This window comes from Streptomyces sp. DH10 (assembly GCF_029813805.1).
GTDB classification, from domain to species: domain Bacteria; phylum Actinomycetota; class Actinomycetes; order Streptomycetales; family Streptomycetaceae; genus Streptomyces; species Streptomyces coeruleofuscus.
On record NZ_JARVKU010000032.1, the window covers coordinates 43803 to 63510 of the forward strand.

At 72.4% G+C, this 19708-nt stretch carries 18 protein-coding genes; 14 read left to right on the forward strand and 4 right to left on the reverse strand.

Translation table 11 applies throughout. The features are described 5' to 3' along the window. The first annotated feature begins 141 nt into the window (after positions 1 to 141). The 13 genes from QC385_RS39975 (at position 142) to QC385_RS40035 (ending at position 14900) form a co-directional block, all read left to right on the forward strand. The gene (locus tag QC385_RS39975) at positions 142 to 1932 is read left to right on the forward strand and encodes a fatty acyl-AMP ligase (RefSeq protein WP_279546320.1); all 1791 of its coding nucleotides are present in this window, start codon (positions 142 to 144) and stop codon (positions 1930 to 1932) included. Between the two features lies 1 nt (position 1933). Continuing rightward, complete coding sequence (locus tag QC385_RS39980) at positions 1934 to 3748, forward strand: acyl-CoA dehydrogenase family protein (RefSeq protein ID WP_279546321.1); 1815 nt, start codon at positions 1934 to 1936, stop codon at positions 3746 to 3748. Beyond that, the gene (locus QC385_RS39985) at positions 3742 to 5502 is read left to right on the forward strand and encodes an acyl-CoA dehydrogenase (RefSeq protein WP_279546322.1); all 1761 of its coding nucleotides are present in this window, start codon (positions 3742 to 3744) and stop codon (positions 5500 to 5502) included. The genes QC385_RS39980 and QC385_RS39985 overlap by 7 nt, the downstream gene beginning before the upstream one ends. An 89-nt stretch (positions 5503 to 5591) precedes the next feature. Then, entirely contained in the window at positions 5592 to 5873 is a 282-nt protein-coding gene (locus QC385_RS39990; RefSeq protein WP_086845001.1) for a phosphopantetheine-binding protein, read from the forward strand. Beyond that, positions 5873 to 8938 (forward strand): type I polyketide synthase, encoded by a 3066-nt coding sequence (locus QC385_RS39995; protein ID WP_279546323.1) that lies wholly within the window; start codon positions 5873 to 5875, stop codon positions 8936 to 8938. Before QC385_RS39990 ends, QC385_RS39995 begins: the two co-directional genes overlap by 1 nt. Beyond that, complete coding sequence (locus QC385_RS40000; protein ID WP_279546324.1) at positions 8935 to 9969, forward strand: 3-oxoacyl-ACP synthase III family protein; 1035 nt, start codon at positions 8935 to 8937, stop codon at positions 9967 to 9969. Before QC385_RS39995 ends, QC385_RS40000 begins: the two co-directional genes overlap by 4 nt. Beyond that, on the forward strand, positions 9966 to 10211 hold the full coding sequence (locus tag QC385_RS40005) for a phosphopantetheine-binding protein (RefSeq protein ID WP_086851943.1): 246 nt from the start codon (positions 9966 to 9968) through the stop codon (positions 10209 to 10211). Before QC385_RS40000 ends, QC385_RS40005 begins: the two co-directional genes overlap by 4 nt. Beyond that, positions 10208 to 11089, forward strand: a complete 882-nt coding sequence (locus QC385_RS40010) for a 2-oxo acid dehydrogenase subunit E2 (RefSeq protein ID WP_279546326.1) — start codon at positions 10208 to 10210, stop codon at positions 11087 to 11089. Before QC385_RS40005 ends, QC385_RS40010 begins: the two co-directional genes overlap by 4 nt. Next, positions 10995 to 11873 (forward strand): 4'-phosphopantetheinyl transferase family protein, encoded by an 879-nt coding sequence (locus QC385_RS40015; RefSeq protein ID WP_443033105.1) that lies wholly within the window; start codon positions 10995 to 10997, stop codon positions 11871 to 11873. Before QC385_RS40010 ends, QC385_RS40015 begins: the two co-directional genes overlap by 95 nt. Before the next feature lie 249 nt (positions 11874 to 12122). After that, positions 12123 to 12572, forward strand: a complete 450-nt coding sequence (locus tag QC385_RS40020) for a DUF4260 family protein (protein WP_279546327.1) — start codon at positions 12123 to 12125, stop codon at positions 12570 to 12572. Positions 12573 to 12593: 21 nt separating this feature from the next. Then, the gene (locus QC385_RS40025) at positions 12594 to 13709 is read left to right on the forward strand and encodes an alpha/beta hydrolase (protein ID WP_279546328.1); all 1116 of its coding nucleotides are present in this window, start codon (positions 12594 to 12596) and stop codon (positions 13707 to 13709) included. Further along, a complete protein-coding gene (locus QC385_RS40030; RefSeq protein ID WP_279546329.1) occupies positions 13702 to 13881 on the forward strand; it encodes a hypothetical protein in 180 nt (59 codons plus the stop codon). Before QC385_RS40025 ends, QC385_RS40030 begins: the two co-directional genes overlap by 8 nt. Positions 13882 to 13886: 5 nt before the next feature. Beyond that, a complete protein-coding gene (locus tag QC385_RS40035; protein WP_279546330.1) occupies positions 13887 to 14900 on the forward strand; it encodes an alpha/beta fold hydrolase in 1014 nt (337 codons plus the stop codon). 75 nt (positions 14901 to 14975) lie between these two features. On the opposite strand, the gene fdxA is transcribed toward QC385_RS40035, so the two are convergent. From fdxA to QC385_RS40050, 3 genes are read right to left on the reverse strand one after another with little or no spacing between them, the layout of a single operon-like run. Next, a complete protein-coding gene (gene fdxA, locus QC385_RS40040) occupies positions 14976 to 15296 on the reverse strand; it encodes a ferredoxin (RefSeq protein ID WP_279546331.1) in 321 nt (106 codons plus the stop codon). Beyond that, the gene (locus QC385_RS40045; RefSeq protein ID WP_279546332.1) at positions 15293 to 16351 is read right to left on the reverse strand and encodes a 2-oxoacid:ferredoxin oxidoreductase subunit beta; all 1059 of its coding nucleotides are present in this window, start codon (positions 16349 to 16351) and stop codon (positions 15293 to 15295) included. The genes fdxA and QC385_RS40045 overlap by 4 nt, the downstream gene beginning before the upstream one ends. Next, positions 16341 to 18233, reverse strand: coding sequence for a 2-oxoacid:acceptor oxidoreductase subunit alpha (locus tag QC385_RS40050; RefSeq protein ID WP_279546333.1), 1893 nt, complete (start codon positions 18231 to 18233; stop codon positions 16341 to 16343). Before QC385_RS40050 ends, QC385_RS40045 begins: the two co-directional genes overlap by 11 nt. Before the next feature lie 193 nt (positions 18234 to 18426). Between QC385_RS40050 and QC385_RS40055 the strand changes: the two genes are divergently transcribed. Then, the gene (locus QC385_RS40055; RefSeq protein ID WP_279546334.1) at positions 18427 to 19056 is read left to right on the forward strand and encodes an NADH oxidase; all 630 of its coding nucleotides are present in this window, start codon (positions 18427 to 18429) and stop codon (positions 19054 to 19056) included. Between the two features lie 28 nt (positions 19057 to 19084). Here QC385_RS40055 and QC385_RS40060 read toward each other — a convergent pair whose 3' ends face one another. Continuing rightward, positions 19085 to 19693: a response regulator transcription factor gene (locus QC385_RS40060; protein ID WP_279546335.1), complete on the reverse strand. Its 609-nt coding sequence runs from the start codon at positions 19691 to 19693 to the stop codon at positions 19085 to 19087. Between the last annotated feature and the right edge of the window lie 15 nt (positions 19694 to 19708).

Sequence of the window (19708 nt, forward strand, 5' to 3'; positions counted from 1 at the left end):
CATGTCCGGAACCCGTCCCTCCCGGATCCGGAGGTTTCGCACAAGCGTCGCCTTAGCACCTCGTCGGAGCATCGCCGTGTCCGAACAGTCCTCCTCGCCGGCGTGAGCGCCAGCGGATCGTGGAGAGGTCAGGGAACGACGTTGACAGCCTTCCGCACTTTCACCGAACTGGTTCTGGCGCGCACCGACGCGCTCGGCCCCAAGGACGCCTTCATCTTCCTGCCGGACAACGCCAAGGGTTCGGCCCCGCAGCACCTGTCGTACAGCCAGCTCGACGAGGACGCCCGGCGGATCGGGTCGTGGCTCCAGGAGAAGGGGGCGACGGGACGGCAGGTGCTGCTGCTGTACCCGTCGGGCCTGGAGTTCATCAAGGCCTTCGCCGGCTGCCTGTACGCGGGCGCCGTCGCCGTGCCCGCGCCGCTGCCCACCGAGCAGGGCAACCACTTCACCCGCGTCTCCGGCATCCTGCGGGACGCCGAGGCGCACTCGGTGCTCACCGACGCGGCCAACGCCCCGGAGATATCCGCCTGGCTCACCGCCGAGAACATGACCGACGTGCACTGCCTGGCCACCGACGGCGAGGGCTACGGCGACCCGGGCGCGTGGACCGCGCCGTCGCTCACCCCGGACGACCTGGCGTTCCTCCAGTACACCTCGGGCTCGACCAGCGACCCCAAGGGCGTCATGGTCTCCCACCGCAACCTGCTCGCCAACGAGCAGGCCATCAAGAACTCGGTGGGCTCCAACTCCGAGACCCGCTACGGCGGCTGGCTGCCCTTCTACCACGACATGGGCCTGATCGGGCACATCCTTCAGCCGCTGTTCCTCGGCGGCTCGGCCGCGCTGATGGCGCCGGTGTCGTTCCTGAAGCGGCCGCACCGCTGGCTCCAGATGATCAGCGACTACAAGGTCACCATCGGCGGCGGCCCCAACTTCGCCTACGACCTGTGCCTGCGCCGCGTCACCGACGAGCACATGGCCACCCTCGACCTGTCGAGCTGGCAGGCGGCGTGCAACGGCGCGGAGCCGATCCGGGCCGAGACCGTCCGCGCCTTCACCAAGCGCTTCGAGCCGGTCGGCTTCAAGCCCGAGACGTTCTTCCCCTGCTACGGCATGGCGGAGACGACGCTGCTGGTCTCCGGCACCCCGCGCGGCACCCGCCCCGTGGTCCTCGCCGTCGACTCCCAGGCGCTGGAGGCGGGCCGGCTGGCCGACCCGCGCGACGACGTGCCCAGCCGCACCCTGGTCAGCAGCGGCATCGTGCGCCGGGAGGACTTCGACGTACGGATCGTCGACCCGGAGACGTTCCTGGAGCAGCCCGAGGGGTCCGTCGGCGAGATCTGGGCCAAGGGCGAGAGCATCGCCTCCGGCTACTGGAAGCGGCCGCTGACCAACAAGGAGATCTTCGACGCGGCCATCGCCGACGGCAAGGGCGGCCAGGACGGGGGCGGCTGGCTGCGCACCGGCGACCTCGGCGTGTGGGAGGACGGCCAGCTGTACGTGACGGGCCGGCTCAAGGAACTGGTCATCTTCGCGGGCCGCAACCTCTACCCGCAGGACGTCGAGCGGGCCGTGCAGGGCACCGACAAGGCGCTGGGCATCGGCGCGGGCGCGGTCTTCGCGGTGGAGACGGACCGCGAGCACCTGATCGTCGTGCAGGAGGTGCGCACCAGCTCCGTCAGCACCGACCTGCGCACGCTGGCCACCTCCGTGCAGAGCTTCATCGGGCGCGAGTTCAACATCCCGGCGGGCAACGTGCTGCTGGTGCGTCCCGGCACGATCCGCAAGACCACCAGCGGCAAGATCCAGCGGACCCTGATGAAGCAGCTGTTCCTCAAGGGCCAGATCACCCCGCTGTACGAGGTCCTGGAGCCCGCCGTGCGCGAGCTGGTCGCCGACGCCATCGAGCGTCCGCTGGATTCGGTGGTCTGACATGGAGCATCCGCCGTACCGACTGGCCGGGGAGCTGGACCGTTTCCTCGGGGACCCGAACGACCCGCAGGTGACCTTCTCCTACGCGCGCAGCGTCGAGCTCGACGACAGGGAGGAGTTCCCGGCGGACATCTGCCGCCACCTGGAGGAGTGGGGCCTTGCCGACTACTACGTGCCGGTTCAGCACGGCGGACGGCTCCACGACTACGAGCAGCTGCTCCAGCTCATCCGGGTCGTCGCCCGGCGCGACCTGACGACCGCGATCGGGCACGGCAAGACCTACCTGGGCGGCGTGTGCGTCTGGGTGGCGGGCAGCGCGGAGCAGGCCGAACGGCTCGGCGCGGACATCCGGGCCGGGGTGCCGGTCTCCCTGGGCCTGACCGAACGGGCGCACGGCAGTGACCTGCTGGCCGGCGAGGTGAGCGGCGGCACGGCGTCCGGGGCGCCCGCCGGGGGCTGGCTGGTGAGCGGCGAGAAGTGGCTCATCAACAACGCGACCCGCGGCAGTGTCCTGTCCCTGCTCACCCGCACGGACCCGGCGGGCGGCCCGCGCGGCTTCAGCGTCCTGCTGGTCGACAAGCGGGAGCTGGACGAGGAGACGTACCGGCATCTGCCCAAGGTGCCCACGCACGGCATCCGGGGCGCCGACATCTCCGGGATCGCCTTCGACGGGGCGCGGGTGCCCCGGCACGCGCTGGTCGGCGCGGAGGGCGGCGGCGTCGAGACCGTCATCAAGGCCCTTCAGCTGACCCGCACGCTGTGTGCGGCGCTGTCGCTCGGCGCGGGCGACCACGGGCTGCGCATCGGCCTGGACTTCGCCGAGCGGCGGGAGCTGTACGGGCGGCGGCTGATCGACCTGCCGAAGGCCCGGGCGACCCTGGGCACGGCCGCCGCCGACCTGCTGCTGCACGAGGCGCTGGCGCTGTTCGCCTCGCGGGCGGTGCACACGCAGACCGCGGAGATGAGCCTGACCGCCGCGGTCACCAAGTACCTGCTGCCTTCGGGGACGGAGGACGTGCTCGCCGAGCTGACCCGGCTGCTGGGAGCCCGCGCCTTCCTCAAGGACGTGTTCGCGCACGGCCGGTTCCAGAAGCTGGAGCGGGACCACCGCATCGTGGGCCTGTTCGACGGCAACACGCTGGTCAACCTCAACTCCCTGGTCAACCAGTTCCGTTCGCTGGTGCGCGGCTACCGCCGGGGCAACGGTGACACCGAGGGGGCCGCGGCGGCCTGCGACCTGGGCCTGCCGCTGCCGCCGCTGGACCCGGGCCGGCTGTCCGTCGTGGCGCGGCGCGGCAGCGGTGTCCTGGCCTCGCTGCCCGGCTCCGTCGAGGCGCTGGCCGGACGGGCCGAGAACCGGCCCGAGCTGCGGCCCGTGCTCGCGGCGGCCCAGCGGCTGCTCGCGGTCACCGACAAGGTGCACGCCGAGATGGAGACCCACCAGGACGTCCTGGCGGACGTCCCGCCGCAGGCCTTCGAGACGGCCCGCCGCTACACGCTCTGCTACGCCGGCGCCGTCTGCCTGGGCCTGTGGACCGCGAGCGCGGACCGTCTCGGCGAGGGCGCCACGGCCGCGCTGTGGCGCGACGGACTGTGGCTGCGCGGGGCGCTCGACCGGGTGCTGACCCGCCTCGGCGAGCCGGACGCCCCGCAGGGGGCCGAGCCCGCCGGGTTCTACGAGGAGCTGCTCGCCCAGGTGCGGGCCGCACGGGCCGAGGGACGGCTGTTCTCGCTGCTGGAGCAGCGGGACGCGGCCGCGCCCACCGCTGACAGGGCCGCCACCGCGGCCGGCGAGAACGAGAGGACGTCATGCTGACCGGTTCCCCGCCCCAGGGGCACGGAGCCCCCACCACCGACCAGGAGGCCCAGGTCGCCGCGCGTGTCGGCGAGCTGGAGAAGCGTCTGGGCGACCCGACCGCCGAGGACAACGACCTCTCGTACACCCGGCTGCTCCAGGCCGACGAGGCCGGTGAGCTGTCCGCGGCCGGTGAGCGCGTCCTGGACGACGTGGTCCTCAACGCCGATTTCGTGCCGCGCGAGCACGGCGGCAGCCTGGAGCGGATCGACTCCCTGGTGCGGGTGATGCGCCAGGTGTTCCGCCGGGACGTCGCCCTGGGGCTCGGCTACGGCGTCACGTCGTTCATGGCGGGCGTCAACGTGTGGACCGCCGGCTCGGCGGAGCAGCGTGAGCGGCTCGCCCGCATCATGCTCGGCGGCGGCAAGGTCTCGGTCGCCTACCACGAACTGGCGCACGGCAACGACTTCGTGCGCAACGAGTTCGAGGCCCGGCCCGCGCCGGAGGGCGGTTACCTCCTCAACGGCGAGAAGCAGGTCATCAACAACGCCGACCGGGCCGACGCCTGGGTGCTGTTCAGCCGTACCAGCCCGGCGCCCGGCAGCCGCAGCCACTCGGTGCTGTTCGCCGAGCGGGCCGGTCTCGACGCGGACAGCTACCGGGTGCTGCCCCGGTACGACGCGGTCGGTGTGCGGGGCTGCCATCTGTCGGGGCTGCACTTCGACAACACGCCGGTGCCGGCCGACGCGCTGGTCGGCGCGAGCGGCCAGGGCGTCGAACTCGCCCTGCGGGCCTTCCAGATCACCCGCAGCGCGGTGCCCGGGATGGCGCTCGGCGCGGCCGACACCAGTCTGCGCACGGTGGTCAGGTTCGCGCTCGGCCGCGAGCTATACCGCAAGTCCGTGATGGACATCCCGCACGCGAAGGCCACGCTGTCGGGTGCCTTCCTGGACCTGCTGATCTGCGACAGCCTCTCGCTCACCGCGACCCGGGCGGTGCATCTGCTGCCGGAGGAGACGAGCGTCTACGCCGCGGCCACCAAGTACCTGGTGCCGAAGATGCTCACGGAGACCATGCACGACCTGTCGATCGTGCTGGGGGCCCGCTTCTACGTCCGTGAGGGCGAGTTCGGCATCTTCCAGAAGCACATCAGGGACCTGCCGGTGCTCAGCCTCGGGCACGCCGGTTCGGCCGCCTGCCAGGCCACGATCATCCCGCAGCTGGCCCGGCTCGCCCGGCGGTCCTGGTTCACCGGGGACAAGGCCCCCGACGCGCTGTTCCGGCCGCGCGAGGACCTGCCCGCCCTGCCCTTCGGCCGGCTCACCCTGGCCAGCGGCAAGGACAGTCTGAGCGCGTCCCTCGTCGCCTCGGTGGACGAACTGCCCAGCTCCTCGCCCGAGGAGCGCGCGGTGCACGCCATGGCGCTGAAGATGATGGACGAGCTGCGTCAGCTCCAGGAGTCCTCGCTGGCGCTCACGCCGGAGAACCGCACCGCCCTGGCGAGCCCGGGCACCTTCGCGCTCGCCGACCGCTACGCGGTGCTGCTGGCCGCCGCCTCCGTGATCGGAGTGTGGCAGCAGGCCCGCGGCGGCGACGACCCGTTCCTGGCCGATCCCGGCTGGCTGGCCGCCGTACTGCACCGCCTGGCGCGGCGCCTGGGCCAGCAGCCCCCGGACCTCCCGGCGTCCGTCGACGCCGGGGTGCACGAGGAAGTGCTGCGCAGGTTCCGCGAGCGCAGGAGCTTCGACCTCTACGACACACCGCTGGCCGGCTGACCGGCCCCGCCGAACCGCCGTCACGAGCCGCTCACTGCCGATTTCACCACCGGCGTCACCGCCGCCCTACCCTCGCCGAGGAGTGCACCATGCCCGCTTCGACCACCGGACACACCCGTGAGTCGCTCACCACGTGGCTGGCCGAGCGCATCGCCCTGTACCTCAAGCGGCAGCCGGCCGAGATCGACCCGGTCGTCCCGCTCGCCGAGTACGGCCTGGACTCGGTGGCCGCGTTCAGCCTGTGCGGCGACATCGAGGAGGACTTCGACTTCGTCCTGGAGCCCACCGCCGCCTGGGACTACCCGACGGTGCAGGCGCTCGCCGACCACCTGCTGGAGCAGTTCGCCGCCGTGGAAGGCGGCGCGCGCTGATGGAGCCCATCGCCATCGTCGGCATCGACTGCAGGTTCCCGGGGGCGCCGGACACGCGCGCCTTCTGGGACCTGCTGATGCGCTCCGGGGACGGTGTGGGGGAGGTGCCCCGGCTGCGGTGGGACGCCAAGGAGTTCCACTCGCCGGCCGGGGCGCCGGGACGTACGAACACCACCGAGGGCGGTTTCGTCTCCGACCCCGACGCCTTCGACAACGAGTTCTTCACCATCTCGCCGCGCGAGGCCGCGGCCATGGACCCGCAGCAGCGGCTGCTGTTGCAGTGCTCCTGGCGGGCCGTGGAGGACGCGGGCCTCGCCCCGCAGCGGCTGGCCGGTTCGTCCACGGGTGTCTTCGTCGGCATCATGGGCAACGAGTGGGCACAGCTGCACCTGACGGACTACGACAACGTCACCGCGCAGATCGGCTCCGGCAACGGCTACTGCATGACCGCCAACCGGATCTCGTACCACCTCGACCTCAAGGGCCCGTCCCTCGCGGTCGACACGGCCTGTTCGTCCTCGCTGGTCGCCGTGCACCTGGCGGCGAACGCCCTGCTGTCCGAGGAGTGCGACGTCGCGCTCGCGGGGGGCGTCAACGTCGCCCTCACCCCGGCTCTGTCCATCTTCTACACGCAGGCGGGCCTGTCGGCGCCCGACGGCCGCTGCAAGCCGTTCAGTTCCGAGGCCGACGGCATCGGGCGCGGCGAGGGCGTCGGCGTGGTGGTGCTGCGCCGGCTGAAGGACGCCCTGGCCGACGGGCAGCGGGTGTACGCGGTGATCCGCGGCACGGCCGTCAACCAGGACGGGCGCAGCAACGGCATCACCGCGCCCAACCGCTGGGCGCAGCAGGACGTGCTGGCCGCCGCCTACCGCAGGGCGGGCATCGAACCGTCCGAGGTGACCTTCACCGAGGGACACGGCACGGGCACCGCGCTCGGCGACATGATGGAGATCAGGGCCCTGGGCCACCACCACGCGGCCCGCACCGGCAAGCCGCTGGCGCTGGGCTCGGTGAAGGGCAACCTCGGTCACACGGAGGGCGCCGCGGGCATCGCGGGCCTGATCAAGGTGGCGCTGTCACTGCACAACCGGGTGGTGCCGGCGAGCCGGTTCGCGGCCAAGGAGAACCCGGGCCTGAAGCTGCGCGAGCACGGCATACGTCTGCTGAAGGCGCCGCTGCGGCTGCCCGCCGACGGTGTCGTCGCCGGGCTCAGCAGCTTCGGCATGGGCGGCACGAACGCACACGCCGTGCTGGAGAGCGCGCCCCCAGCGGCGGCCCGCCCCAAGGCCCGGCCCCAGGAGCAGCCGTCGGCCGCGCCCGCCGGCATCGGCGCGGCCCTGTTCACGCTCACCGCGCCCGCCGTGCCCGCCCTGCGCCGCAACCTGCTGGCCCAGGCGGAGGCGGCCGAGCGGCGCCGGGTGCCCGTGGGCGCGCTGGCGTGGAACAGCAACCAGGTCAAGACCGGTCACCGTTACCGGTTCGCGGTCGGCGCGTCGGAGCCGGCCGAGCTGGTGGCCCGGCTGCGGGCGGCCGCCGACGACCCGGACCTGCTCGCGCGGCTCGCGGCGGCGCCCACGGGCCGGGCCCGCACCGCGTTCCTGTACACCGGGCAGGGTTCGCAGTACCCGGCGATGACGGCGGGGCTGTACCGGGACTCCGCGCTGTACCGGTCCTTCCTCGACGAGGCCGACGCCGCGCTGCTGCCGCACACCGGCCGCTCCGTGCGCGACCTGGTGCTCGGCGGGGACGAGGACGTCCATCTGACCCGGTGGACGCAGCCCGCCCTGTTCGCCGTCGAGTACGCCCTCGGCCGCACCCTGGCCGAGCTGGGCGTACGCCCGGACGTGCTGCTGGGGCACAGCGTCGGCGAGTACGCGGCGGCCGTGCTGGCCGAGGCGCTGCCGCTCGATGCCGCGGCCCGGCTGATCGCGGCCCGGGGCGCGCTGATGCAGGAACTGCCCGCCGGCGGCGGCATGCTGGCGGTGCGGGCCGCGCGCGAGACGCTCGAGGAGCGGGTGGCCGGCGAGCCGCTCGCGGGCGTGGCGGCGGTCAACGGGCCGCTGGCCACGGTCCTCTCCGGTGACCTGGCCGTGCTGGAGCGCATCGAGGGGGAACTGGCGGCGCAGGGGGTGCGCACGCGCGGGCTTCAGGTGTCGCACGCCTTCCACTCGCCGCTCATGGAACCGATGCTGGAACGTTTCGCGGCGCTGGCCGGGGAGGCCGGCGGCGGGGTGCCGCGCATCCCGGTGTACTCGACGGTGCGCGGCCGCCTGCTCGACGCGGAGGCGGGCGAGGCGATGGACGCCGCCTACTGGACCGAGCACATCAGCGCGCCGGTGCTGTTCGCCGACGCCTCGCTCGCCCTCCTCGACGACGGCGCGAGCCACGTGGTGGAGATCGGGCCGCGGCCCGTGCTCTCCGGGATGCTGCGCACCCTCGGCGGTGCCCGCACCGCGTCCGGGCCCGCGCACGTCCACCCGGTGCCCGCCGAGGGGGCGGGCGGCCGCGAACTGGCCGACGCGCTCGCCGAGCTGTACCGCGGCGGCGTCGACCCGCACTGGGACGCGGTGTACGAGGAGCGCGACCGGGTGCCGCTGCCGCTGGCCCCGTACGCCTTCTCCGACCAGCACCGCTACTGGGCCGCCCGCACCCCGGCCCTCGGCGGCGCACCGGCCGCCCGCGCGGAGCCGGCGCTGCGCCCGGTCGCCTCCGCGCAGGAGCCGGCGTCCGAGCGGCCGGAGCCGCAGGCCACCGCGGTCGCCGTGCTCGACGTCGCGCGCGGCCGGGCCGAGGGGCCGGTGGCCCGGGCCGCGTACGAGGTCGTCGGCGCCGTCGGCGGCTACCAGCCGGAGGAACTCACCTCCGAGCTACGGCTCTACGAAGACCTCGGCTTCGACTCGGTGATGGTCATGGAACTCAAGAACCGCCTGGAGCAACGGCTCACCGGACTCGGCGAGCTGACCGTCCAGGACCTGCTGCCCAGGCTCTCCACCGTCGGAGACCTCGTCGGCTTCCTCCACGAGATCGGCGCCGCCGCCCCCGGCCAGGAAGAGAGGACGGCATGACCCAGGAACAGACCGCCCCGACCGCGTACCTCGCGTCCATCGGCACCGCCCTGCCCGGCGACCCGGTGGACAACACCGCGCTCGCCAAGGTGCTCGGTGTGAACGAGGAGTGGATCGAGGTCTTCATCGGCACCAGGACCCGGCACTTCGCACGCGACCTGGCCACCGGCGAGGTCCGCTGGTCGCTGGCCGACCTGTGCGCGAAGGCCGCCGAGAAGGCCCTCGCCGCCGACGGCGTGGACGCCTCCGCCATCGACTTCATCGTGCTCGGCACGGCCACGCCCGACACCCTGATGCCGGCCACCGTCAACAACGTCGCGGACCAGCTCGGCCTCGACCAGGTGCCCACCTTCCAGCTCCAGTCGGGGTGCGCGGGCGCCGTGCAGGCCCTCAGCGTCGCCCAGACCATGATCGCGTCCGGGCAGTACCGCACCGGGCTGGTCATCGGCGGCGACGTGTGCAGCAAGCACCTCGACGTCCAGCGCGACCTGTCCGGCGCGGCACCCAGCGACCTGGTCAACTTCGTGCTGTTCGGCGACGGCGCCGGTGCCGCCGTGCTCACCTCCGAGCCGGCCGGGCAGCGGGTCGCGGTGCGGCACGTCCTCAACCGGTTCACGGGCCTGGGCCGCAAGCCCGGCCAGGTCATCGAGTGGTTCGGGCTCGCCGACCGGCACGACGACCGGCAGGCGCTCACCGAGGACTACAAGGCCATCGAGGAGGGCGTCCCGGTGATGGCCGTGGAGATCCTCTGGGAGCTCCTCGGCGAACTCGACTGGGACGCCGACGACCTGGACTTCCTGCTGCCGCCCCAGCTGTCCGGCCGGATGACGCGGTTGATCGCCGAGCAGCTCGGGGTGCCGACGGCGCGCGAGGTGTCCTGCGTCGCCGACACCGGCAACAACGGCAACGCCCTGCCGTTCCTTCAGATCGAGAAGCTCCTCGAGGAGATGGCGGCCGGTCAGAAGGCCCTCGCCGTCGCCGTGGAGTCCAGCAAGTGGATCAAGGCCGGTTTCGCCCTGGAGAAGATATGAGCAGCAGCACGAGCACCTTCGGTCTCGACGACTTCGTCCGCCTGGTCCGGGACGAGATCGGCATGCCCCTGGAGCCGGAGCAGGTGGCGGCCGACTTCGACGAACTTCCCGACTGGGACTCCCTCTACCTCCTGAAACTGGTGACGGCCCTGGAGCTGGCCACCGGTCACAAGGTGCCCGTCGGCAAGGTCCTGGAGGCCAGGAGCCTGAAGGGGATCTACGACCTGGCGGTGCCGGCGTGAGCGGGGCCGCGGCCGGCGGGGCGAGCACCGTGGTCGAGCGGCGACGACGGCACACCCTGTTCTTCCTGGAGTGGGCCGCCGGACAGCGCCCGGTGCACCTGGACACCGACATCGACATGACGCGGATCCAGGAGCACCGCGCCGCGGCCCGGGAGCGCGGCCTGCGCTACTCCTACGTCACTTACCTGCTGCACGCGGCGGGCCGGGTCCTGGACCGGCATCCCGAGGCCAACGCGGTGATGGCCCCCGGCTGGCCCGGGCTGCTGCGCGCGCCCCGGATCGTCCGGTTCGGCTCGGTCACCGCGAAGCTGGCCCTGGACCGGCCCGTCGAGGGCGAACGCGCGGTGCTGTCCGCGCTCGTGCCGGGCCTGGAACGGGCCGGACTGCGCGAGATCCAGCAGCAGGTCGACCGCTACCGCGGCCCGGAGGCGGCCGACCTGCCGGAGTTCAAGGGCGTACGGATGCTGGGGCGGCTGCCGCTGGCGCTGGGCCGGGCCGCGTTCGCCGCGGCGCTGCGCGACCCGCGCAAGCGGCCCGGCGTCTTCGGCACCGTCTCGGTCAGCTCGCTCGGGCACGGCGCGGTCGACGGGTTCCACTCGGCGGGCGGGACCGCCGTCACGCTGTGCGCGGGGCGGGTCGTCCAGCGGGCCGTGGTCCGCGCGGACGGCACCGTGGCCGCCGCCCCCGTCATGCGACTCGGCCTCACCTTCGACCACCGAGTGATCGACGGCGGGGCCGCCGCCGACCTGCTCACCGATCTCCACCACACCATGGAGGCCTTCGATGACGGCTCCAGGGAGCAAGTCACCACCCCGGACCCTGGGGGAGCCGATCGTGATCACCGGCCCCGGCGGGGACTGGAGCGCAGTCCGCGCTGACCTGGACCGGCACGCGGCCGCCATCCTCTACGCCCGCCTGGACGACTGGCGTCCGGAGCGGGCGGGAGGGCCGCGGCTGCGCGCCCTGCTGGGCCGCGACTGGGCACGGTTCCTGGAGCTGACGCACCCCGATGTGCGCACCAGGTTCGCCTCGTCCCGGGTGCTGCTGAAGTTCGCGGCCGCGGCGGCGCTCGATGTGCCGCCGCCGTCCGTGGAGCTGGGCTACACCCACACCGGACGGCCGTATCTGCGCGGCTACGACGGAGTACACATCAGCCTCAGCCACACCGACGAACTGCTCGTGGTGGGGCTGGCCACCGGCGGGGTGATCGGCGTGGACGCCGAGCGCGCCGACCGCAGGCTCTACGGGCCCGGCCTCGGCCGTCACATGTGCACACCGCACGAGGTCGAGCGGATCGAGGCGATGCCGGAGGAGGAGCGCAATCCGGCACTGGTGCGGCTGTGGACGCTCAAGGAGGCCTACAGCAAGGCGATCGGGCTCGGCATGCAGTTCCGCTTCACCGACTTCGGCTTCCGCCCGGACGGCACCCCCAGCGACGTGCTGCAACCGGACGGCGAGCCGGGCTCGGAGGGCGAGTGGACGTTCCGCACCTACGAGGTCGGCGCCGACTACGTCGTCAGCGTGGCGGTGAGCGACGCCGGCTTCGGCGGCACGGCCGACACGTCCGCCGGCACGGCCCTCGACGCGGGCATCGTCGCCGCGCTCGCCGAGGTACTCGGCGACGACGAGCCGGAGGAGACCGGGCCGGACGAGTGGTGGTGACGGGCGACCGCCGAGGGCCTGTCCGTAAAGTCCCGCCGTCCGCCCGGACGCCGCGAAGCAGGCGGGACGTTGCGGACACGCCCGAGGGCCTGTCCGACGGATTCCCGCCCTCCGGGCGGACGACGGGAATCCGCCGGGCAGGCCCTCGGCACGAGGCCGGGCGGTTCCGGTTCGTACAAGCGGGCCGCAAGCACCCGCGAGAACACTCGGACGCGTGTCGTACGGCTCGATCGCGAGAGGAGACGCCGTATGAAAGCAGATCTCCGGGCCCTGCCGCCCACTGTCCGCACCACCGCCCCCGAACCGGCCCCGGCCCCGGCCGCCCCCCGGGACGCCTGGACCTGGCGCAGCACCCCCGGGCGGGTGCTGAGCGCCGCCACCGGCGCCGCCGCCTTCGGTACGGGCATCGCCCTCGGCGGTGCCGTGGGCTGGGCCTTCTGGACCTCCCTCGTCGCGCCCGACATCGCGCTCCTGCACCGGCCCAAGACACCGCCCTCCGGCCCGGGCCGCCTCTCCCCCGACACCGTCCCCCTCTACAACACCCTGCACGACCCCCGCCTGGCCGCCTCCCTCCTCGCGGCGGGCGTCCTCACGGCATCCCGGCCGCTGCTCCTCGCGGGCCTCGGCTGGACCACGCACATCGCGGTGGACCGGGCCCTCGGCTACGGCATACGGCGCCCCGACGGCGCCATCCACTGACCCGACCTGGACGGTGAAGACATGGAGCATCTGGAAGAGCTCGGGGAATTCGCCCGGCTGCACGCCCGCGGCCAGGGCATGTCCCCCCGGCACGCCGCCGAGGTCCTGGCCAGGATCGGCAACGACATGCCCGGCGACCCCGCCTCCTGGGCCGCCGTGTGGACGGCGGAGGGCAAGGTGGCCGCGGCCCGCGGCGACCTCCTGGACGCCTGCCGGCACTACGCGCTCGCCCGCTTCCCCTACCACGCGGACGACGACCGGGTCCTGGCGCAGCGGCTGGGCGTGGAGACCTTCGACCGCTGGCGCCAGGGGCAGCAGGGCATCGAGCGCCTGGAGTTCGAGCACGCCGGCGGCTCGTTCGCCTGCTGGGCGTCCGGGCTGGACGAGGCCCGCCCCCGGCCGCTGCTGATCGTCATGGGCGGCATCGTGAGCGTCAAGGAGCAGTGGGCCCCGCTGCTGCCGAAGCTGCGCAAGCTGGGCTTCGCCACGGTCGTCACCGAACTGCCGGGCGTCGGCGAGAACACCCTGCGCTACACGCCCGACTCCTGGCGCATGCTCACCTTCCTCATGGACCGGCTGGCCGGCCGGGCGAAGGTCACCGACACCTCGGCGCTCGCGCTCAGTTTCAGCGGCCATCTCGCCCTGCGCGCCGCCGCGCACGACCCGCGCGTCTCCCGGGTCCTCACCGTGGGCGCGCCGGTGGCCGACTTCTTCGCCGACGAGAGCTGGTGGCCGCGGGTCCCGGGCATCACCGCGGACACGCTGCGCCGGCTCACCGGCGCCGCCACCGTCGGCGAACTGCGCTCCCTGCTCCCCGAGTTCGCCCTCACCCCGCAGGAACTGCGCCGGGTGCGCGTGCCCGTCCGGTACGTGGCCAGCAGCCGGGACGAGATCATCCCGTCCCGCGAACAGGCACTGCTCCGCCGTTCGGTGCCGGACGTGCGCTTCAAGGTCTTCGACGACGTGCACGGCTCCCCCGCCCACCTGGGCGCGATGCGGCGCTGGCTGTTCTCCTCCCTGCTCCTGCTCCGGCTGCGCGGCACGCGCGGCGTGGCGGCACCCGACGCCGTGATCCCGGGCGTTCCCGCCACCGGCTCCACCGACCACCCCATCGACGAGAGGCCACGTCATGACTGACTCATCGAAGCCCTCGCGCGCGGCCGGCACCGTCACGCCCTGGCTGACCCTCGCCGCGCTCGGGGTGACCGAGAAGGACCTGACCACCGTCCACCACCGGCCCGTCGTCCCGTTCCGGCGCCCCGGCGAGCGGCCGGGCGAACGGCGCCACCGCGTCTCCGAGGGAGCCTGACCATCATGACCCCGCCAAGCAGCGGTACCGGGCAGCGCGGCGGCGGCTCCGCCATCCGGCTGCGTCACCGCACGGTGCACGGCTACCGACGTGCCTTCCGGATGGCCGGCAAGGGCCGGGCCATCCTGCTGATCCACGGCATCGGTGACTCCTCCGACACCTGGCGCGACGTCATGCCGGGCCTCGCCCGCAGCTACCGCGTCATCGCCCCGGACCTCCTCGGCCACGGCGCCTCCGACAAGCCGCGCGCCGACTACTCGCTGCCCGCCTACGCCAACGGCATGCGCGACCTGCTCGGCGTGCTCGGCGTCGAACGGGTCACGCTGGTCGGGCATTCGCTGGGCGGCGCGGTGGCGATGCAGTTCGCCTACCAGTTCCCCGAGCGGTGCGAGCGGCTGGTGCTCGTCGGCACCGGCGGGATCAGCCACCAGGTGACCCCGCTGCTGCGCGCGGCCTCCCTGCCCGGCGCCGAGCTGCTCCTGATGGCCCTGCGCCTGCCCACCATGCGCACCCAGCTGGGCCTGGCCGTCAAGGCGCTGCGGTTCCTCGACACCGGTCTCGGCGTGGACGCCCCCGATCTGCTGCGGGTGGTGGACGCCCTGCCCGACGGCACCTCGCGCAGCGCCTTCATCCGCACGCTGCGGGCCGTGGTCGACTGGCGGGGCCAGGTCGGCACGATGCTCGACCGCTGCTACCTCGCCCAGGGCATGCCCACGATGCTGGTGTGGGGCGGCCGGGACCAGGTGGTGCCGGCCACGCACGCGGGTCTCGGCCATGTGGCGATGCCCGGCAGCCGCCTGGAGATCTTCGAGGACGCCGGTCACTTCCCCTTCCGCACCGACCCCCAGCGCTTCGAACGCGTCCTGCGCGACTTCATCGCCACGACGGAACCGGCCCCTTACAGCGCGGAACAGTGGCGCAGACTGCTCCGCAACCGCACCCCGGGTCCGCGCCCCTCGGCGTCCCGGGGGACCACGCGAGCGACCACGGACGACCCGCCGGCACTGCGCCCCGCCTAGGGCGTGTCCGCACCGGACGAGTCGAGCCCCTCCCGGATGATCCCGGGAGGGGCTCGACTCGTATGCGGACACCCCCTAAGTCGTCTTCACGGGCTCCGCCTCGACGACCGGGTGGTCCGCCGCCATCACCCCTGCCGCGCTCCCGCCCCCCGACACCCCGGCCGGCGCGAAGATCTCCCGGTCGGCGTTCCCGTACCCCGCCCACTCCGCCGGCAGCGCGTCCTCGTAGAAGATCGCCTCGACCGGGCAGACCGGCTCGCAGGCGCCGCAGTCCACGCACTCGTCGGGGTTGATGTACATCTTGCGGGGGCCCTCGTAGATGCAGTCGACGGGGCACTCGTCGACGCAGGCCTTGTCCTTGAGGTCCACGCAGGGCTGGGCGATGACGTAGGTCATGAGGAACGCTCCACGGTCCAGGTGTCGGTGCCGGTCAGCAGTACGCCCATGTCGCCCTTGCCGTACCGCTCGATCGCGGTCTCCAGCTGGTCGGCCATGAGGACGTCGTAGACCGGCCGTTCGATGTCGCGGAAGACACCGATCGGGGTGTGGTGCAGGGTGTCCGGGTCGGCGAGGCGGGACAGCGCGAAGGCGGTCGTCGGGGACGCGGAGTGCGCGTCGTGCACCAGGATCCGCGACTGGTTCTCCTCGGTGACGGCGACGACGTCCAGGTCTCCGGTCCGCGGATCCCGTACGACGCCCTGGGCACCGTCCGCGCCGAGGCGGATCGGCTTGCCGTGCTCCAGCCGGATCACGGCCTCCTGGGCCTGCTGCTTGTCCTTGAGAGCCGCGAAGGCGCCGTCGTTGAAGATGTTGCAGTTCTGGTAGATCTCCACCAGCGCGGTGCCCGGATGGGCGGCGGCCTGACGCAGTACGCCGGTGAGGTGTGCCCGGTCGGAGTCGACGGTCCGTGCGACGAACGAGGCACCCGCGCCGATCGCCAGGGAGACGGGGTTGAAGGGCGCGTCCAGCGAGCCCATCGGCGTCGATTTGGTGATCTTGCCGACTTCGGAGGTCGGGGAGTACTGGCCCTTGGTCAGGCCGTAGATCCGGTTGTTGAACAGCAGGATCTTGAGGTTGACGTTGCGGCGCAGGGCGTGGATGAGGTGGTTGCCGCCGATGGACAGCGCGTCGCCGTCACCCGTGACGACCCACACCGACAGGTCGCGGCGCGAGGAGGCGAGGCCGGTGGCGATGGCGGGGGCGCGGCCGTGGATGGAGTGCATCCCGTAGGTGTTCATGTAGTACGGGAAGCGGGAGGAGCAGCCGATGCCCGAGACGAAGACGATGTTCTCCTTCGCCAGTCCCAGCTCGGGCATGAAGCCCTGCACCGCGGCGAGGATGGCGTAGTCACCGCAGCCGGGGCACCAGCGCACCTCTTGGTCCGACTTGAAGTCCTTGGCGTTCTGGGCGACTTCGCTCTTCGGGACGAGGGACAGTGCCTCAACGGGCATGGAGGGCCTCCTTGAGAGCCGTGGCGAGCTGTTCGGCCTTGAACGGCATGCCGTTGACCTGGGTGTAGGAGTGGGCGTCGACCAGGTACTTCGCCCGGACGAGGGTGGCGAGCTGCCCGAGGTTCATCTCCGGGATCAGTACCTGCTCGTAGGAGCGCAGTACGTCCCCGAGGTTCTTCGGGAAGGGGTTGAGGTGGCGCAGGTGGGCCTGCGCGATCGACTCCCCGGCCCGGCGCAGCCGCCGCACCGCGGCCGTGATCGGCCCGTACGTCGATCCCCACCCCAGCACCAGCAGGTTCGCCTCGTGCGGGTCGTCCACGTCGAGGTCGGGAACCTCGATGCCGTCCACCTTCGCCTGCCGGGTGCGCACCATGAAGTCGTGGTTGGCCGGGGCGTAGGAGATGTTGCCCGTGCCGTCCTCCTTCTCGATGCCCCCGATCCGGTGCTCCAGACCCGGCGTGCCCGGGATCGCCCACGGCCGCGCCAACGTCTGCGGGTCGCGCTTGTACGGCCAGAACACCTCCGTGCCGTCGTCGAGGGTGTGGTTGGGGCCTTGCGCGAACTGCACCCGCAGATCCGGCAGCTCCTCCAGATCCGGGATGCGCCACGGCTCGGAGCCGTTGGCCAGGTAACCGTCGGAGAGGAGGAACACCGGGGTCCGGTAGGTCAGCGCGATCCGCGCCGCCTCCAGCGCCGCCTCGAAGCAGTCCGCCGGCGTACGGGGCGCGACGATCGGCACCGGCGCCTCACCGTTACGCCCGAACATCGCTTGCAACAGGTCGGCCTGCTCGGTCTTGGTGGGCAGACCGGTCGACGGGCCACCACGCTGGATGTCCACCACCAGCAACGGCAGCTCCAGCGACACCGCCAGACCGATGGTCTCCGACTTCAGCGCCACACCCGGCCCGGAGGTCGTCGTCACGGCCAGCGAACCGCCGAAGGCCGCCCCCAGAGCCGCCCCGATCCCGGCGATCTCGTCCTCGGCCTGGAAGGTCCGCACCCCGAAATTCTTGTGCTTGGACAGCTCGTGCAGGATGTCCGACGCCGGCGTGATCGGGTACGAGCCCAGGTACAGCGGCAGATCCGCCTGCCGGGACGCGGCGATCAGGCCGTAGGACAGCGCCAGATTGCCGGAGATGTTGCGGTAGATACCGGGCGGGAACGCGGTGGCCGCCGGGGCGACCTCGTAGGAGACGGCGAAGTCCTCGGTGGTCTCGCCGAAGTTCCAGCCGGCACGGAATGCGGCGATGTTGGCCGCCGCGATGTCGGGTTTCTTCGCGAACTTCGAGCGGAGGAATCTCTCCGTGCCCTCGGTGGGCCGGTGGTACATCCAGCTCAGCAGGCCCAGCGCGAACATGTTCTTGCTGCGCTCGGCCTCCTTGCGGGACAGGTCGAACTCCTTCAGCGCCTGAACCGTCAGCGTCGTCAGCGGCACCGGATGCAGGCGGAAGCCGTCCAGTGACCCGTCCTCCAGCGGACTGGTGTCGTAGCCGACCTTCTGCATCGCCCGCTTGGTGAACTCGTCCGTGTTGACGATCACCTCCGCCCCGCGCGGCAGGTCGCCGATGTTCGCCTTCAGCGCGGCCGGGTTCATCGCCACCAGCACGTTCGGCGCGTCACCGGGCGTGAGGATGTCATGGTCCGCGAAGTGCAGCTGGAACGACGACACACCCGGCAGGGTCCCGGCGGGCGCGCGGATCTCGGCCGGGAAGTTCGGCAGCGTCGACAGGTCGTTGCCGAACGACGCGGTCTCCGAGGTGAAACGGTCACCGGTGAGCTGCATACCGTCACCCGAGTCCCCCGCGAACCTGATGATCACCCGGTCCACACGGCGCACGTCCTTGCGCCGGGCCTCGTTGCTCTCCGCTGTATGAACGGCCACCGGCCGCCCCCTTTCCTGGACAAACGCAGCGGGCTGGCTGTCGCTGAACGGTAGGAAGCGCCCCTTGTGACCGGCCAAAGCGAGGCGGTGAAGGCGGTATGAGATCTTCATGTGTGAGCCATGAACTCATCGGTGTCGGCGGCGTTTTCGCTCGCGGATACTCGGGTGTCCATGCAGGGAAGGGATGCCCGCCATGCCGCAACCCATCGGTAGGCAGCCGCTCCACCTGTGGTCGCTGAGCGAGGACGTCATCGTGCGGGCCACCGGGGACGAGGTGGTGCTCACCGGCCGTTTTGGCTCGGAGCGGCTGTCCGACCCGGATCCGATCGTGCGTGAGGCGCTGCGGCGGATGGAGCTCGGCCCGATGCTGCCCGCGAACGTCGGCCCCGGTGACGGTGAGGGCAGCGTCTGCCTGGTGCTGCTGCCGACGCTCAGCCGGATCTCCCACATGACCGTACGCACGCTGGCCCTGGACGATCTCAAGGGCCCCCTGCTGTCGGTCTCCCCCGAGTCCCGTCAGGCGACGTTCTCGCCCGAGGAGTTGTCCGCGGCGGACGAGTTGCGGCTGCCCCGGGACGTCAAGGTGACGCTGGAGGACCAAGGCGTCGCCCTGGAGTCGGCGGCCTCGCTGCACCGGGTGGTGCTGCACCGGCCGGAGGCGGTGTGGGTCGTCGCGATGCTGGCCTGGCCGGTCACCCCGGACGCGGCCTCCCAGGCCCTGCCGCTGCACCCCGAGGTGACCGACGGCATCCTGCGCTACCTGGCGGCGGCGGGCATGGCGGAGCCGGTGGACGACCAGAAGGACGACGACGCGCGGCTGTGACCGCCGGCCGGTGGCCGCGCCCGGGCCCTCACAGCAGCCAGCCCGACTCCCGTGCGATGCGTATCGCGTCGACCCGATTACGCGCGTTGAGCTTCGCGACGACGGCCGTCAGATAGTTGCGGACCGTGCCGGTCGTCAGGTGCAGCAGTCTGGCGATCTCGGGCGCCTCGGCTCCCTCGGCGGCGAGTTTGAGCACTTCGTTCTCGCGCTCGGTGAGCGGGTTCTCGGCCCCGCCCCAGGCGGCCACCGCGAGCTGCGGGTCGATGGCCCGCTGCCCGGCCGCGACCCGCCGTACCGCCTCCGCCAGTTGCTTGGGCGGCGCGTCCTTCAGCAGGTACCCGGACACCTGGGCGGACAGCGCCCGGCGCAGGGTGCCGGGGCGGCCGAGGCTGGTGAGGATGAGCGTGCGGCACTCCGGCAGCCGTTCACGCAGCCGCGCGGCCGCCGTCAGGCCGTCGAGGCCCGGCAGGTCGATGTCGATGATGGCCACGTCAGGCCGGCACTTGAGCGCCATGTCGACGATCTCGTCGCCCCGTTCCACCTCCGCCACGACGTCCAGATCGGATTCGAGGTTGAGCAGCGCGACGAGTGCGCCGCGAACCATGTTCATGTCCTCGGCCAGCAGTATCCGAATCACGGCCCCCCCGTAACA

Excerpts from the sequence above, each read along its gene's own strand:
- QC385_RS40005 (WP_086851943.1), top strand. The coding sequence starts at position 9,966 with ATGAGCAGCAGCACGAGCACCTTCGGTCTCGACGACTTCGTCCGCCTG.
- QC385_RS39985 (WP_279546322.1), top strand. The coding sequence starts at position 3,742 with ATGCTGACCGGTTCCCCGCCCCAGGGGCACGGAGCCCCCACCACCGAC.
- QC385_RS39980 (WP_279546321.1), top strand. The coding sequence starts at position 1,934 with ATGGAGCATCCGCCGTACCGACTGGCCGGGGAGCTGGACCGTTTCCTC.
- QC385_RS40015 (WP_443033105.1), top strand. The coding sequence starts at position 10,995 with ATGACGGCTCCAGGGAGCAAGTCACCACCCCGGACCCTGGGGGAGCCG.
- QC385_RS40030 (WP_279546329.1), top strand. The coding sequence starts at position 13,702 with ATGACTGACTCATCGAAGCCCTCGCGCGCGGCCGGCACCGTCACGCCC.
- QC385_RS39995 (WP_279546323.1), top strand. The coding sequence starts at position 5,873 with ATGGAGCCCATCGCCATCGTCGGCATCGACTGCAGGTTCCCGGGGGCG.
- QC385_RS40055 (WP_279546334.1), top strand. The coding sequence starts at position 18,427 with ATGCCGCAACCCATCGGTAGGCAGCCGCTCCACCTGTGGTCGCTGAGC.
- fdxA (WP_279546331.1), bottom strand. The coding sequence starts at position 15,296 with ATGACCTACGTCATCGCCCAGCCCTGCGTGGACCTCAAGGACAAGGCC.
- QC385_RS39990 (WP_086845001.1), top strand. The coding sequence starts at position 5,592 with ATGCCCGCTTCGACCACCGGACACACCCGTGAGTCGCTCACCACGTGG.
- QC385_RS40000 (WP_279546324.1), top strand. The coding sequence starts at position 8,935 with ATGACCCAGGAACAGACCGCCCCGACCGCGTACCTCGCGTCCATCGGC.
- QC385_RS40020 (WP_279546327.1), top strand. The coding sequence starts at position 12,123 with ATGAAAGCAGATCTCCGGGCCCTGCCGCCCACTGTCCGCACCACCGCC.
- QC385_RS40045 (WP_279546332.1), bottom strand. The coding sequence starts at position 16,351 with ATGCCCGTTGAGGCACTGTCCCTCGTCCCGAAGAGCGAAGTCGCCCAG.
- QC385_RS40035 (WP_279546330.1), top strand. The coding sequence starts at position 13,887 with ATGACCCCGCCAAGCAGCGGTACCGGGCAGCGCGGCGGCGGCTCCGCC.
- QC385_RS40025 (WP_279546328.1), top strand. The coding sequence starts at position 12,594 with ATGGAGCATCTGGAAGAGCTCGGGGAATTCGCCCGGCTGCACGCCCGC.